Source organism: Spirulina major PCC 6313 (assembly GCF_001890765.1).
GTDB classification, from domain to species: domain Bacteria; phylum Cyanobacteriota; class Cyanobacteriia; order Cyanobacteriales; family Spirulinaceae; genus Spirulina; species Spirulina major.
On sequence record NZ_KV878783.1, the window covers coordinates 3,857,611 to 3,872,749 of the forward strand.

At 53.4% G+C, this 15,139-nt stretch carries 10 protein-coding genes and 2 pseudogenes; 3 read left to right on the top strand and 9 right to left on the bottom strand.

Annotated features, from left to right (window positions below):
- Positions 1 to 127 precede the first annotated feature (127 nt).
- The 3 genes from SPI6313_RS17070 (at position 128) to SPI6313_RS17080 (ending at position 2,906) form a co-directional block, all read left to right on the top strand.
- Positions 128 to 1,159 (top strand): ABC transporter substrate-binding protein, encoded by a 1,032-nt coding sequence (locus SPI6313_RS17070; RefSeq protein WP_072622074.1) that lies wholly within the window; start codon positions 128 to 130, stop codon positions 1,157 to 1,159.
- A gap of 95 nt (positions 1,160 to 1,254) precedes the next feature.
- Entirely contained in the window at positions 1,255 to 2,031 is a 777-nt protein-coding gene (locus SPI6313_RS17075) for an ABC transporter ATP-binding protein (protein ID WP_072622075.1), read from the top strand.
- A 59-nt stretch (positions 2,032 to 2,090) separates the two neighbouring features.
- Complete coding sequence (locus tag SPI6313_RS17080; RefSeq protein ID WP_072623201.1) at positions 2,091 to 2,906, top strand: ABC transporter permease subunit; 816 nt, start codon at positions 2,091 to 2,093, stop codon at positions 2,904 to 2,906.
- A gap of 206 nt (positions 2,907 to 3,112) precedes the next feature.
- On the opposite strand, the gene SPI6313_RS17085 is transcribed toward SPI6313_RS17080, so the two are convergent.
- The 9 genes and pseudogenes from SPI6313_RS17085 to SPI6313_RS17120 all read right to left on the bottom strand — a co-directional run bounded on the left by SPI6313_RS17085 (position 3,113) and on the right by SPI6313_RS17120 (position 15,009).
- Positions 3,113 to 4,237, bottom strand: a complete 1,125-nt coding sequence (locus SPI6313_RS17085) for an RNA-guided endonuclease InsQ/TnpB family protein (protein WP_072622076.1) — start codon at positions 4,235 to 4,237, stop codon at positions 3,113 to 3,115.
- An 85-nt stretch (positions 4,238 to 4,322) separates the two neighbouring features.
- The gene (locus tag SPI6313_RS17090; protein WP_072622077.1) at positions 4,323 to 5,075 is read right to left on the bottom strand and encodes a Uma2 family endonuclease; all 753 of its coding nucleotides are present in this window, start codon (positions 5,073 to 5,075) and stop codon (positions 4,323 to 4,325) included.
- Positions 5,076 to 5,356: 281 nt separating this feature from the next.
- A complete protein-coding gene (locus tag SPI6313_RS17095; RefSeq protein WP_072622078.1) occupies positions 5,357 to 5,869 on the bottom strand; it encodes a hypothetical protein in 513 nt (170 codons plus the stop codon).
- An 85-nt stretch (positions 5,870 to 5,954) separates the two neighbouring features.
- Positions 5,955 to 6,641 (bottom strand): annotated as a pseudogene (locus tag SPI6313_RS25420) (adenylate/guanylate cyclase domain-containing protein); the annotation flags it as partial.
- Positions 6,642 to 6,656: 15 nt separating this feature from the next.
- Positions 6,657 to 8,078 (bottom strand): annotated as a pseudogene (locus tag SPI6313_RS25425) (PAS domain S-box protein); the annotation flags it as partial.
- On the bottom strand, positions 8,023 to 9,762 hold the full coding sequence (locus SPI6313_RS17105; RefSeq protein ID WP_072622080.1) for a diguanylate cyclase domain-containing protein: 1,740 nt from the start codon (positions 9,760 to 9,762) through the stop codon (positions 8,023 to 8,025). The gene SPI6313_RS17105 and the pseudogene SPI6313_RS25425, both read right to left, overlap by 56 nt.
- A gap of 32 nt (positions 9,763 to 9,794) precedes the next feature.
- Positions 9,795 to 10,328: a Rab family GTPase gene (locus SPI6313_RS17110; protein WP_072622081.1), complete on the bottom strand. Its 534-nt coding sequence runs from the start codon at positions 10,326 to 10,328 to the stop codon at positions 9,795 to 9,797.
- Positions 10,329 to 10,561: 233 nt separating this feature from the next.
- Positions 10,562 to 14,278, bottom strand: coding sequence for an OmpA family protein (locus tag SPI6313_RS22475; RefSeq protein WP_139276686.1), 3,717 nt, complete (start codon positions 14,276 to 14,278; stop codon positions 10,562 to 10,564).
- A 203-nt stretch (positions 14,279 to 14,481) separates the two neighbouring features.
- Positions 14,482 to 15,009 carry a tol-pal system YbgF family protein gene (locus SPI6313_RS17120; protein WP_072622082.1) on the bottom strand — a complete coding sequence of 176 codons (528 nt, stop codon included), beginning with the start codon at positions 15,007 to 15,009 and terminating at the stop codon, positions 14,482 to 14,484.
- Positions 15,010 to 15,139: the final 130 nt, after the last annotated feature.

Here is a 15,139-nt window from a genome sequence, read left to right on the forward strand (position 1 = left end):
AAAATAGTCTAGAACCAACAACGCCGCTCTGGGATCAAGCATCTCACCACAGTTTCAGTCTGTTACTTCGTTTTGGTCACTGTATATTATTTCGATATTGTTTCGTTCTTGCTCCCCAATTCGCCCTATGAGTAGCCTCAAACGCCGTCAGTTTCTTCAATATAGCTCCCTGGTGATCGCCTCCGGTATGATGACATCCTGTGGCCAATCCCCCGACCCCGCGGCTTCCGATGCCCCGGCCACCAAAACCCTCGATCAAGTCACCTACGGTACGAATTGGTACGCCCAAGCCGAACATGGGGGATTTTATCAAGCCGTGGCCACGGGCATTTACGAAGAACACGGCCTTGATGTCACGATCCAGATGGGTGGCCCCCAAACCAACGGTACGCAGTTGCTGATGTCCGGAACCCTGGACTTTTTCATGGGCTATGCCACGGATGTGATCAAAGGCGTAGAAGAAGGGATTCCGAAAATCACCGTCGCCGCCATGTTCCAAAAAGACCCCCAAGTCCTGATCGCCCATCCCGATCAGGGGATTGAGTCCCTGGCCGATTTGCAGGGGCGACCGATCTATGTGTCGGCGGCGGCGAATAATACCTATTGGCCCTTTTTGAAGTCTAAATATGGGTTTACCGATGACCAAAAACGCCCCTATAACTTCACCGTTGGCCCCTTTTTAGCGGATAAAAATGTGGCACAGCAGGGCTATTTATCCTCAGAACCCCTCAAAATTGAGCAAGAAGGAGGTTTTGAGCCGGTGGTGTTGCTCTTGGCGGATTCGGGCTATAACCCCTATGCCACCACGATTGAAACCCGGCGCGAGATTGTCGAGAGTAATCCGGATCTGGTGCAGCGGTTTGTGGATGCCTCGATTAAAGGCTGGTATAGCTATCTGGAGAATCCAGAACCGGGAAATGCACTGATTCAGGAAGCGAATCCGGAGATGTCGAGTGAACAGATTGCCTACGGGATTGCCAAGCTGAAAGAGCATGGTATTTTGCTGTCGGGGGATGCTCTTGAACAAGGTATTGGCGTGATGACCGCCGAACGCTGGCAGAACTTTTTTGAGTTCATGGTCGAGGCGGGGGTGTTTAAAGCCGATACGGACTATACCCAGGCGTTTACCTTGGATTTCATTGGTAAACCGTTGGGTTAGATGAAGCGATCGCCCTCAATCATTGGAGGCGTTTGGGGTTGGATTTCTGTGTTTTTTGAACGAGATAATTTTGAACTCAATAATGTAGTGATGTGATGATTTCAACAACGTCCAACAGGGTGCTGGCATTGCAGCAGGTCGGGAAGGTGTACCGCAATGGCACGATCGCCCTTCAAGATGCGAATTTAGCGATCGCCCCTGGTGAATTTGTCAGCCTTGTGGGCGCGTCGGGCTGCGGCAAGAGTACGATTTTGCGATTGATTGCCGGATTGGGCCAACCCTCGACGGGTAACATTCACTGGGATCGGCCCGAACAAGCCCAGGATTTAGCCTTTGTCTTTCAGGATGCGGCGCTGATGCCTTGGGCGACGGTGCTCGACAATGTGCGCCTGCCCTTGACCCTGAACAAAACCAAACCGAACCAAGCCCGCGCCACCGCCCAGGATGTGATTAATCTCGTGGGGTTGGCGGGGTTTGAGTCGGCCTATCCACGGGAATTATCGGGGGGGATGCGGATGCGGGTGTCAATTGCGCGATCGCTCGTCACAACGCCCCAAGTCCTGCTCATGGATGAACCCTTCGGGGCCCTTGATGAGATGACCCGCAGCAAGCTCAACAGCGATCTGCTTCATCTTTGGCAACAAAAACGCTGGACAGTGGTGTTTGTCACCCACAATATTTACGAAGCGGTGTATCTCTCGCAGCGGGTGGTGGTGATGGCTCCCCGTCCCGGTCGCATCCATGCCGAAATCCCCATCGATGCCCCCTACCCCCGCGATGAAGACTTTCGCACCTCCCCGGAATACATCAACCATTGCCGCGCCGTAGCGGCCCAACTACACACCGCGATGCAGGATGCCGAGATTCTCTAACCATGCCCACTTCTCAAAAAACAGCCCCCCGCCCCACGCCCACCCCGGCCCCCCGATTGATGCAGACTTCAGACCCGACCGCATGGCAACGGCTGCGATCGCCCGAAGTCCTCGCGCCAATCGTCGTCGGGATCTGCATTCTCGTCGCCTGGGAACTCTTCGTCCGCATCACCGGCCTGCCCCCCTACCTCCTGCCCGGCCCCCTCTTGGTACTGCAAACCCTAGGGGAAGAATGGAGCACACTCCTGCCCTCCCTGCTGATTACCTTACAAATTACGATCTGTGCATTCCTAGCGGCGGTCGTGTCGGGTTTGTTCATCGCGGTGGTGTTTTCCCAAAGTAAATGGATTGAACGCAGCTTTTTCCCCTACGCCGTCATTTTACAAACGACCCCGATCGCTGCGATCGCCCCCCTAATCATCATGTGGATGCGCAATAACACCTTCGGCGCATTAGTCGTCTGCGCCTGGATTGTCGCCTTCTTCCCCATCGTCTCCAACACCACCCTCGGCCTCAACAGCGTCGATCACAACCTCGCCAACCTCTTCAAACTCTACAACGCCTCCCGCTGGCAAACCCTCTGGTATCTCCGCCTCCCCAGCGCCCTCCCCTACTTCCTCGGCGGCCTCAAAATCAGCGGCGGCCTCTCCCTGATCGGTGCAGTGGTGGCCGAATTTGTCGCCGGAACCGGCGGCGCAAAAGCGGGCCTCGCCTATCAAATCCTCATGTCCAGCTACAACCTCCAAATCCCCCGCATGTTCGCCGCCCTCTTATTAATCACCCTCGCCGGTGTCGGCATCTTCGTCCTCTTAACAATCCTCTCCAACGCCCTCCTCAAACACTGGCACGAAAGCGCAATTAAGATCGAAAACTAACCCTGCAACAACCATTTCATCTTCTTATACTGGCGATAGCAATCCCATTGGATTCATAAACAGGCAAGGGCATCACCCGGCGTAGGGCATGGGGATACCGATGGGAGCGATCGCGCCCCCACCGGCCAACGTTACGCCAAACTCTCCGGATCAACCCCCAATGCTCTTGACTTACTCCCCCGTTTAGAAAACGGGGGATTCTGGGATCAAACAGCAATAGCAGGCAACGCCTGTCTGACATCACCTAACCCAATGGCTGAAGCCCCAGCCACTTTAATATTCATCGCCGCATTCTCATCCCGGTCATTCTCTGCCGAGCAACTGGGACACCGCCAATGGCGAGTCTCTAAATCCAGATGCTCCAAAATATGACCACAACTTGAAACAGTCTTGCTCGAAGGGAACCAGCGGTCAACATAGATCACCCGCTTCCCCTTCTTCGTCGCCACCCACTCCAGGATTTGCAGAAACTCCCGAAACGCCAAATCACTCACCTTACGCCCCCAAAGCCCCTGCATCGCCTTGAGGTTCAAGGTTTCAAAACACAGCACATCAAACTGATTCGTCAGTTGATGGGCTAACTTCCAAAACCAGTCCCGCCGTCGATGGGCAATATCTTCATGCTTGCGGGCTAAGTTTAATCGGGCACGTTCTCGATGGGCTGAACCCTTTTGCTTACGGGACAACTCTCGACTCGCTTTGCGAACCGAGTTAAGTGACTGCTTGAAGAACAAGGGGGCATCAATCTTGAATCCCTCAGAACAGGTCAGAAACGTCTTAAGTCCAAAATCAAAACCAGCAATGTTACCTGTCTCGGTTTTGACTTGGGGTTCTGACAGGGTATCTACCGTGACAATCATGAACAGTTCTCCCAAGGGAGTTCGTTTAATCGTCACGGTCTTGACCTTGCCCTCAATGGGGCGAGAGTTCCAATATTGATAGACTTTGTTCCCAATCCTGACCCGGTTGCCACCGAGGAATTTGTACCCAGCTTGCTTGAGGGTGAAGGATTTGTATTTTCGGGTTTTCTTGAAGTTGGGCGGTCGAACGCTTCTATCTTTGTGTTTGAAGAACAGTTGATAGGCTTTCTCAATTCGTTGGCAGATATCCTGTACGGCTTGAGAACCCACCTGCAACCACCAGGGGTTCCGTTTCCGAAGCTTGGCGATGTGTTTTTGCAGTCGGGCGCAGTTCAAGTGCTTGCCCCACATTCGGTAGTACCGTTTGTGGAGGGCAACACAATGGTTGTAGATACGCCCTGCGGCATTGATTGTCCGCTTGAGGTATCTATTCCGCTTATGCTGGTAGAGCTTGAACTTGAGCGTTTTCATGGTTGCTATGATACCTCGGTATCACGGCTGAATAAATTCAGCCCTTCGCTTATATCCCCCGTTTGGAAAACGGGGGCTTTACGCTTTACATTCGTAACTTCGCCATCAGTTGCTCATTCTTTTGGCGCTCTTGTTCAGCCTTAGCCTCTGCCTGTTCAGCCTTAGCCTCTGCTTGTTTCGCCTTAGCCTCTGCTTGTTTCGCCTGTTCCTCACCATGGAGCAGCAGGTTACCCGTGGCATCCCACCAGCGCAACCAGGGCAAATCCATATTTTGGTAAATGCCCGGCCAAATGCCCAATTCCACCTCCAATTCTTCAATGGGAAAACGTCCGCTTGGATTGGCTGGCATCAGGCGGTAGCGATTAGATACCAATTGATACACCTCGACCTGAGCCTTTTTGACTTCATAGATCGCGTAATAGGCCGGGCGAATTGCGGTTTCATAGACCCAAAATTTCCCCGTCCAAGGTGTCTTGTCCCGCTCCTCTGCTCCCGTCCCGGACACAAACTCAATCACAATCACCGGCGGCATAATCTCTTGCCACAGCACATAGGAACGACGGGCTTGGCCGTCTAAGGTTGGCGGGACATTCGCCACATAAAACCAGTCGGGGGCTTCGGCTCCCCGCTGGGGTGGGTCTGTGATTCGCCAATAAATGCCGCTGTCTTGACCGATGCAATAGTGACCATCGGGATGGACGCGATCGAGGACAGGACGAATCGATTCCGTTAACAAGATACTTTGGGGATGTTCCTGAAAATTCTTCACGAATGTACCGTCCTCACAGGGCAGTTGCGTGTGATCGGGCAAAGGGGTAAAGGATTCGCTAAAAACCATGATCTAACCTGGATTGCGTGGTTCTATCGTAGCGCGGTATTTCTGGCCAAATTGGGATCGCCATGATCTTGGTCGTGATTGTTAGGACAGTTGGACAAGGCTGAACATTTGTGCTGAATTTATAGCAGAGGTCAACGTGCTTAGGGCCTCCAAACTCTCTCGAAACAAGGGGCTTAAGCTCCTTGCCTGTGCTCACGAATCTGGCTAGGGCTATCATTGCAAACAGTGAAGGCGGCCGGGGGTGAACTCGGCCGCCTTGATGTTTGAAAGGGGATTGCGGGTTAGGTGTGGTGCATCATTTCGCGGTAACACCAGCGGACGAGGCTGAACCCGGCGATGAATTTGATCACTTCTAAACCCCAGTAGCTGAGTTGCATGGTGAGCATCGAGCCGGAGAAGGGGTTGGCGGTGGGGGCGAGCCAATCGAGGTGGATGCCGACGCTGCTAAGGAGGGGGGTGAGACCGTAGGTGTAGAGGAGGGCGATCGCAAACAACACCCCTGCCGTCACCACAAATAACCGTTCTTGATGCTGGGTGAGGCTATGGCTTGACCAGAGAGCTAGGCAAGCAGTGAAGACACAGGCTGCGCAAATCAGTTCCAGATGATTGAAGGCTTCAAAGAGAACATACCCCGCACTGGCGAAATCGCTTTGCATCATCATGCCAGAGACATAAAGACTAGGAATGACAACACCATCGAGGAGTAAGCTGCCGCTCAACCAAAAGCCGAGGGTAAATAAAATGAGGGCGGGCCAATTCAGGCGAGAAAGAGAAGGAATAAGACCTGAGCGCATGATTAAGACCTTGAATGCATATAGGTTCAGCCTAGCTAATTTTAGGGGTCTTAAATGTCAATAATAGTTAAGGGTTGGGGGGATTTTAGGCGGGTTCAGAGTTTGCAGGGGGGCGGTGATCATGGAGTAAATAGGTATTCATTTGGCCTTTTCCTTTGATCGGAATCACACCCCGTGGGCTGAGAATATATTGATTTTTGAGCCGATGATAGATGGTTTCGGTGACTTGAATGTGACCCGGTAAGCCTTGGGATTCCATGCGGCTGGCGATATTGACGGTATCGCCCCACAGATCATAACTAAATTTTGTTGTCCCGATCACTCCCGCCACTACAGACCCGGTATTCATGCCAATGCGGAGGTCAAAATGTTTCGGGGTGGTCTGGTTAATGCGTTTAATAATTGTTTGCATTTCGAGGGCGACGGTGGCGATCACTTCCACATGATCGCCACGGGGGGTGGGGAGTCCGGCCACCATCATGTAGGCATCGCCAATGGTTTTGATTTTTTCGACACCGTATTTGGCACTCAAGGCATCAAATTCTGAAAAAATGACGTTGAGTTGTTCGACGAGTTCAATGGGGGGGAGGTTGGCGGCGAGTTGGGTAAAGCCGACGAGATCGGCAAAGAGGACGGTGACTTCTTCAAAGCTGTCGGCGATGGTGGTGATCTGGGCTTTGAGGCGTTCGGCGATCGCTTGAGGCAAAATGCTCAAGAGTAAATGTTCCGTTTTTTCCTGTTGTTGGTGCAGGGCGATTTCGGCTTCCTTGCGTTTAATGAATTGTCCGAGTTGGTTACCCGTAGCTCCCATCATTTGCAGCAAGTTGTGATCCGGGGGGAGATGTTCCCGCCGAAAAAAGGTCATCACCCCCAACATTTCACTGCCACTCTGTAGCGGAAAGGCTAAGGCGGTATTCAAGCCGGACTGCACGATGAGGGATTGCGCCCCAAAGTCTGGATCGGTTTGCAGGGTTGTGATCCATTGAGGGCGACCGGCGGACCAGACGCGCCCGACAAACCCAATGCCTTCGGCATTGTCCACCAACACCCTGCCCTGTAAAAAGGATTGAAACGAGGTGTTCGGGCTGGACTCTGCCCAAAAATCAACTCGCTGTAGCCGGGGGACGGGGGCAGGGCAGGGGTTCCCATCTTGATCCCAGGTGGTGTGTTCAAGGTCTTGGGCGATGGGTTTGCGTTCGTCTGTGGTGTAGGGAATCCAAAATTCCCCCACATCCCAGTTGAGGTTTTCGCCGATCGCTTGGAGAATGCGGTGGGTGGCGACTTCGAGGGAGATGGATTCGGAGAGGATACGGGCGATCGCATACTGGGCGGCGAGGCGCTGCTGGGTGCGATGGCGTTCGGTAATGTCGCGGCCAATGTAGACAATATCTTGGGTGAGGCGGTGATCCGATTCCCCTTGGGCTTCGGTTTGAATCAAGGAACAGGAAAACGCTACGTTGAGTTTAGCGCCCTGTTTGGTTTGGCATTCCACTTCGATATTGCGCGACAGGACTCCCTCGGTTTGAATAGCGGCGGCAAGTTCGGCAAAGAGGGGATCGGCATTCAAAATTAATCGTGACAGGGGCTGATCAATCAGTTCGGCTTGGGTGTAGCCAAAGAGAATTTCGGTGGCGTGGTTAATGGTTTTAATCGTCTGATCAGGTGTGGTGACAATCAGAGCATCCGCGATCGCCGTCACGATCCGATCAATGTAGTTTTTTGAAGCCGTTAAAGCATTGAGGAGCAAGTTCGACTCATTGGTACTCTGCACTAACACCTGTTCAAGGTGCATTTTTTCCGAGACATTCTCAATAAAAAGAATCAAATAGGGGTCAGCGGCGGCGGTGCTGGGGGTTGCCTGAACATGGAGATCTAAATAGAGATTTTGACCGTCAGCAGTGGTGCGCGTGATCCCGTTGAGGGCGAAATGGGGCATCTCGTTGACAGCGATCGCCATAAACACATCTTCGCACCCATACAGTTCCGGAAAATGATCCCGAATATCCGTGTGCAGCAGCGGCACAGAGATATCCCGCCAATGATCTAAACTCGCCGTCGGAGAATGATTAACAATCTGCCCAGCCCCATCAAACACGACATAGCAAATATGGGGCGGCACAATCAATGTCTGATCAAAAACATTCATAGATGGGTTAGCAGATGGATGACCAAAGCACTGCACAGTTTCGACCATGGGACTTGGCAGCATAGAGGGCTTGGTCAGCGTGCAAAATTAACGCTTGGGAGTCGCTGTAGGGTTTAGGCTGCTCCGTTGCCCCCCCCAGACTGAGGGTAACATGGTCTGTAATGGGAGAACGCACATGGGGAATTTGAAGATTAGAAATGGCCTGTCGAATGTTTTCCATCAGATGCATTAATCCTTCTTTCTGGGTATTCGGCAACAACACAATAAATTCTTCGCCGCCGTAACGCGCCACCACATCCGCCGGTCGTTGAACGGACTTGCGTAGCATGTGGGCAATTTTGACCAGACAGCGATCGCCCTCTGGATGACCGTAATAATCGTTATACGCCTTGAAATAGTCCACATCGGCAAAAATAATCGAGAGCGACGTAGATTCCCGGATCGCCAATTGCCATTCTCGGCGTAAATGCGCCTCAAACGCCCGCCGATTCGCCAACTGCGTCAACGCATCCGAATCCGCCTGAGCTTGCAAGGCCTCATTGGCCTGCTGCAACTGTCGATACAATTCCGCTTGATCAATGGCAATCGACACCTGATCCGCCAATTGCCGCAACAGATACAGTTCCTCTGATGTCCAGGGACTGGACGATCGCTGGATCACCAAACTGCCCCAAAATTGAGATTGGTTAAAGAGGGTAAAAATGAGATCTTGCTCTTCCCAGGGAATTGGAGGCGCGAGGTCATCACAATGCAGGGCTTGAAGGGTGAGATGGGAGTTGTGCCAATGGAGACGATAGCGATGGCCGATGTAATTATCCTGGCAATCGAGGCAGGCCATGTGCAACACTTTGCCCTGAATATGATTCTCCGCTTTCAGGATAAAGACGCGATCGCAATGGAGCAACTGCTGCACCATCTGCACCGTCGTCTGCAACACCTGATCCAACTCCAGCGATTGGCGAATATTGCGCGTGATCTCCCCCAAGAGGCGATCGTGCTGGCTCTGACGCACCATCCGCGCCTCCGTCCGTTTCCGCAATGTCACATCCCGCCCAACGCAGACATATTCCGGTGCCACCGAATGACCCATCCTTAACTGTGTACAGGAAAACGCCACCATTAAACGCTCCCCCCGCCGCGTCACACAGATCACCTCCACATCCCGCCCCAACAACCACGCCGGAAATTCACTGCGGGCCTTCTGACCCGTAATCACCCTCGGAAAATCCGCAAAAAGGATGGTCAACGGTTGATGAAGTAATTCAGCCGCCGTCCAGCCAAACAATTCTTCGGTGGCCTTGTTCACATACTTCATCCGTCCGGCCGTATTCGTCACAATCAGCACATCACTGATCACCTGCATCACTTGATCAATATAGCTTTTGGCCCTCGACAACCGATAGAGAGCAAGCTCAGCCTCTTTCGCCACCTGACCAAGTTCCTGCTTCAGAATCATTTTTTCGGTGGTATCACACACCATCACCAGTAACTGGGGAATTGTGGCCTGGGGATAGGGCATCAGGGACAGGTCAAAATATCGAGAGGCTCGTTGGATACCTTCGATTTCAAAATGGGAGCATTCTCCCTGAATAATCGTGATCATCAATTCTTCTAATCCAATTAATTCGGGTAAAACATTCCGAATATCACCATTGAGACGGGGTTGAATCTCTTCACTGAGTAGATCGTGTAGATCGAGAGAAAGCTCTTGAATTTTCCAGTCAGCATCACAAATCAAGTAGTCCATAAATGGAGATAGGATTGGCTAGAGAAAGAGCATCATGGATCAGCTAAGATTGCAGTGGCTAATTGTTTAAAAATCACATTCACAGCTTGACCGGTTTTCGCAGAGGTGGCGTAGGTGTCAATCACACGCGGATTATGCCGTTGCAGTGCATACTTATCCAGAAGAGTTGCCAGGAGAGTGGGAGTCACCAAATCGGCTTTGTTGAGGGCAATGATGATGGTTCCTTTTGGGTTGATCTTGACGAAAAGATCGACATGGTTTTGGAGATGAACGAGGGTGTCATCGCGCTTGACATCGGCAACGATAATCGCGCCTTTGGCCCCTTGGAGATAGCTTGGGGCGATCGCTTTAAATTGGGTTTGCCCTTCAATGTCCCAAATCAAGAGTTCCACTTGACGGGCAGCATTGTCGGCAGTGGCATCTACTTCGACTAGCTTCCGCGAGAGCTTTACCCCCACGGTGGACAGATATTCATCACTAAATTGATCATCGACAAACCGTCGAATTAGACTCGTTTTTCCAACACTAAAATCTCCGACCAAACAAATTTTTTTTGAAATCGCCATCAAGTTTTCTGATATTTTATGGGTTTTATGACTGGGTATGAGCTAGTTGACTGAAAAAATTAGCCAGATCCCGGAAAGCCCTCACCCTAGCCCTCTCCCTAGGGGAGAGGGAACTGGAAAAATGGATGGGCTCCCCTCGCCCTCTAGGAGAGGGGTTGGGGGTGGGGGCTATCAACTTTTTTCGGTCAATCAGGGGTATGAGACTGATGGTAATGGAAAATACGAGCCATTGCTCACGATTCTGCTTCAGGGGTGATCAGTTCAAAGCGGGCGCAACGACTTAACCAGGCGGCTTCGGTTTTGGTGACTCCGGGGGGGGCTTCGAGGGTTGTGGCTTCTTCGAGTCGATCCGAATCAATGCCTTGGGCTGCGATCGCATCTTTGACCACCGCTGCCCGCTGAAACGATAACTCCCGGTTTTGATTGCGTTCGCCACTTTCATCCACATGCCCCGTAATCCGCACCCGGAGGTCTGGATTATTGCGCAAAAATTCGCTAATCGGGACGATTTTATCCGCAATTTCTGTGGCATTGAGGTCGGCGGAGTCCCGATCAAAATAAATCCGACCCGCTAGGGCTTGGGGTAACAGATCATCGGCATCCACTTTGGGAATACCCGGCAGGGCATTGAAGGCTTCGAGAATGTCTTGGCGATCGCCGCGATCGCGGTAACTCCCCGTCAGCACCACCCCATCCGGATGATAGGACGCTCGAATATCAACACCCGGATAGCGATTGAGCAAAGCCGTCACCGTTTGGATCATCGTCGCCACATTCACCGGATCGGGCGGTACATCCACGATCTGAATCTGATTCTCAACGGTACGATTTGGCGCGAGGTCTTGAGCGATCGCCCCCGCCCGCTCCTTAAACTGCTCCGACGGCACACGCCCGCTCAGACTCACCGCTTTCCCCTCCACATCCGACACCAGAGGCGTATAGGCCACCCCATCCAACTCCGCCGTCATCGCCGCCGTAATTTGGCTGGATAAGCGGTGATTTAAAAAGCCCCGCACTTGGAAATAAAGCCACGGAATCACAATCAACGCTGCGATCGCCCCCACCAACACCAACAGAGTTGTGGGTGATCCTCCCGTCTGCTTTTGCACCGTCGATTGGCCCAGCTTCGCCAGCTTCGCCGACACATCCTCCGGCACCGTATCCGGATCGCCATCAAACTCCTCAATCAACGTGCCATACTGTTGCAGCAATCCCGCCAACGTCTTCCGAATCTTCTTCACAAATGCAGGCGGCGGACTGCCCTTCACCACCACCGCCAAGTAGCAATACCCCGCCACCTCCAAAATAATCCGCGCATCCCCATACTCAATCTCACTCAATTCTGAAATCGTCCCCGTTTGCGCAATGCAATCATTCACAAAACTACGAATCGCCGTCAGCATCCCCGCCACCATATTCGATTCCAAATGGTGCTCATGCTCCGGTTGCAATTCCGCAATCACCAGCCCCGATGCCTTATGAATTAAAAAAATCGCCTGCACCGTCACCGGGATCGACTCTTTCAAAATTAACTCCGCTTCGCTCACCCCCTGCATCCGCGCCCGGACTTTCCGGGTCAACCCATCCACACTAAACGCCGTTTCCACCTTGGCATTAATCGCATTAATTGCCTCACCCATATAACGCGCCACCGTACTCCCAATCACGGGATAGAGCGCATCAACCATCGAATCGCGTTCCAATTCAATTTGATTTTTCATCGCACGACCAATCGTCGGGCCCAGGGATGTCGCAATGGCATCCCGTTCGAGGCGCACCTGTTCTTGAATCGCTGAGGCCACCTCCGGGCCGATCGCTTTCGCAATTCGTTTAGGATTGTGCTGGATTTGCTGCTCAATGGCCAAGGGCACAAGATCTCCCAACGCCTTCGCCATCGCATCACGATTCTCATGGGCACGCTCCGTGATCATCTCATCCAAAATCGGCGTGGCCATGGCTCGCACCATGTCCTGAGACGTACCCACCTTCATCTTGAGCAACTGCACCATCAACGGCACGAGGGGATTAATCATGTCCGTCGGCTCGTAGACCTGTTTTTCGAGGGCCGCCACTTTGTCTTCAAGCCGGGCAAGAGCACCTTCTTCGATGGCGATCGCTTCATCCAGGGGTGGGTTTAAGGCGGCTAGTGGTGCAGGTTCATCTAGGGGTGGGTTCGATGCCGCCGCCGGAGAATCCTCTAGCGGGGGTTCGATTTCGGTGGGTTGGGGGTCGGGGGTTGCCTCTGACTCGCTAGGCGGCGGGGATTCGGAACCCACTAACCCTAACGAGGCCAGCAGTTCATCCGGATCGGGCCAGACGATGGGGTCAGCATCAGCCTCTTGGCTTTCGGGTTCTGGCTTGGCGGTTTTGGGGGTGGGAAGAGGGTTATTGTCGAGGAGAAACTGCCGAATGTCTTTGAGGGGGTCTTGAATGGTATCGGATGGGGCGCGAAAGAGTTCCGCGAGGGAGGCTTCTGCGGATGGTTGGGATGGGGTTGGGGAGGCTTTGGGGGAGGATTGGGGGCGACGGGGCGGTGGCGGTGGCGGTTTGCGTAAGACGCGCTTGCGGACGGGGGGGGCAGCGGCTGGGGGTGTGGTGGGGGGCGCGGGGTTCATTAACTCGCGTAATTGCTGCTCTAGTTCGGCTTCGAGAGATTGCACGCGGGAAACTGAAGCGCGATCGCGCGGCTGAGACTGGCCATTTTCTAGGGGCGGCGCATCGACTTCATTGGGCAAAATCATCGCCGCAAAGTCTTGGAGGGCGTATTCGATTTCCTCCTCAAAGCTTTTGGGCGTGGCGGGGGGGATCTCGTTGGCCTCGAATCCGTCCGCTTCCCCAGGATCTGACGGCGCGATCGCCTCTGGAGTGGGGTCAGGAGTCTCAGACGCGATCGCCTCTGGAGTGGGATCGTCAAGGTGGGCAAGATCGGGTTCGGGCGGTGCGTCCGATACCGGGCGATCGCGCTCCTCGGCGGCTGTGCTGTCCTCTAATGCGATGGGTGCGAGGGTTTCCGGTTCTGGGGGGGATTCCTGTGCTGGTTCGGGGGGAGGGGTTGAAGTCGTGCGATCGCGCTCCTCCACTGCCGTGGGTTCCGGCGGGGGGTCTGGCTCTATCACGTCCTGGACAACATCCGACAGTTCCCCAGGATGGCCATTCTCATCACCTTGCCCCTGGGCTTGATCGAACACTAGGCCGTCGATCCCCAACATGGCATTAATCTCAGCCGCCGACACCGTCGGAATCCCTGTGAAATCATCCGCATCCAAGGATGCGATCGTCGTTTCCGATGACTCCATCGCCGCTGGTGGGATCAACGTATCGTAGTCCGCCGCCAACAGATCCAACTCCGTGGCATCATCATGACCTTCCTCCTGAGGCGATCGCCCGATATTGAAGGTATCCACCAACAAATCCATCACATCATTAATCTCCTGATCCGAGGCCTCCGCTGCCTCCACGGGAGACGGATCATCAGCCGGGGCAGATTCAGAGGCCGGCGTTACCACGGGGGGCGGTGGCGGGGATGCTTCGGTGTGGGGAGTGGCATCATCCTGCATTGCCACCGGTGCTGGGGACGGTTGGGCAGAGGAATCAATGGGCTGAAACTTGCTAATCCGTTGGGTTAGCGTCGCGGCGGCATTTTCGTCAATGGTTTCAACATCGTCAGGGTCACGGCCCAGCGATCGCGAATCATGGTGGGTCAGCAGTTCATCCAAATCGATCAGCAGTCCTTTAAAGAGATCCTCTGTAACCTCCAAATCATCCGATGGCGGGTCTTGGGCATCTGGGATCGGCTGGCTCACCGGCTCCACCGGGGGGCGAGCAGCCTCAGGGGACGATGGCGGCACGGACAATGGCTGCTCCGTCTCAGTGGAGTCTTCCCACGGATCAGGAATTGGAGCAAAGTCGTGAGGGGAGTGATCCGAGTTGGAATATTGTTCAGAACTCATACCCACCATAGTGTTTGGCAAAAACAATAGCGTCGTGACATCGCCAAAGGCTCAACATCATGAAGCTACGTTCATGGTAGTGGAGAAGTTTCACTAGCGACAAGCAAAATATTTAGAGGTACAGCGGCGTGAAGCTGGCATCTACGGGGATCGGGCACTGGCATTGATTCCATGGGTTGAAACATTCAATCAACTCGCGTGGCTTAACTCAACCACCACACACTACCGAGGATCACCATGATCAGCACGAACGCCACCCCCACAAATTGATTGTCTTGGGTATTGACTTGGCTGAGGTCGATCTCTTCAATGACGGGTTTTTGGGCCCGTTTGCGGTCATTCTCGGTTTTGGGGGGGACGTAGCGATCGCGCCGCTCACTATCGGATAAATTCGCCAAATCCGGAATCTCCGTCATCCATTCTTTGGGACGTTGCAACACCGGAGCCCGCAAAATATAGAGCAAGTTTTTCGCCTGCTGTTTAATCAAGGGCGAAGGATGGAGCAGGAGCTTTTCACACCGCACGATCGCTGCTTGATTTTCCCCCATCAACTGATACGCATTCACCAGCCAGAGTTGAATCTCGCCCCCCTTCCGCGCCGTAGGATAACTTCGCGCCAAGGCCTGCTCAAACCATTCAATACTCTCGGCATACCGACCCCGCTCAAAGGCCCGTTCTCCCGCCGTCATCACCTGATCAATGGTCAATTTAGTTTGTGTGCGATCGCTCATCCTCAACCCCTCGCTTATCTCCCTGAATTGTGATGATTTCCATAATCTTGCTAGATACCATAACAGATTTGCCCGGAGGGACAGGTCGCACGGATTCTAGCCGACAATGGGTGGAAGAAGACCATAACCC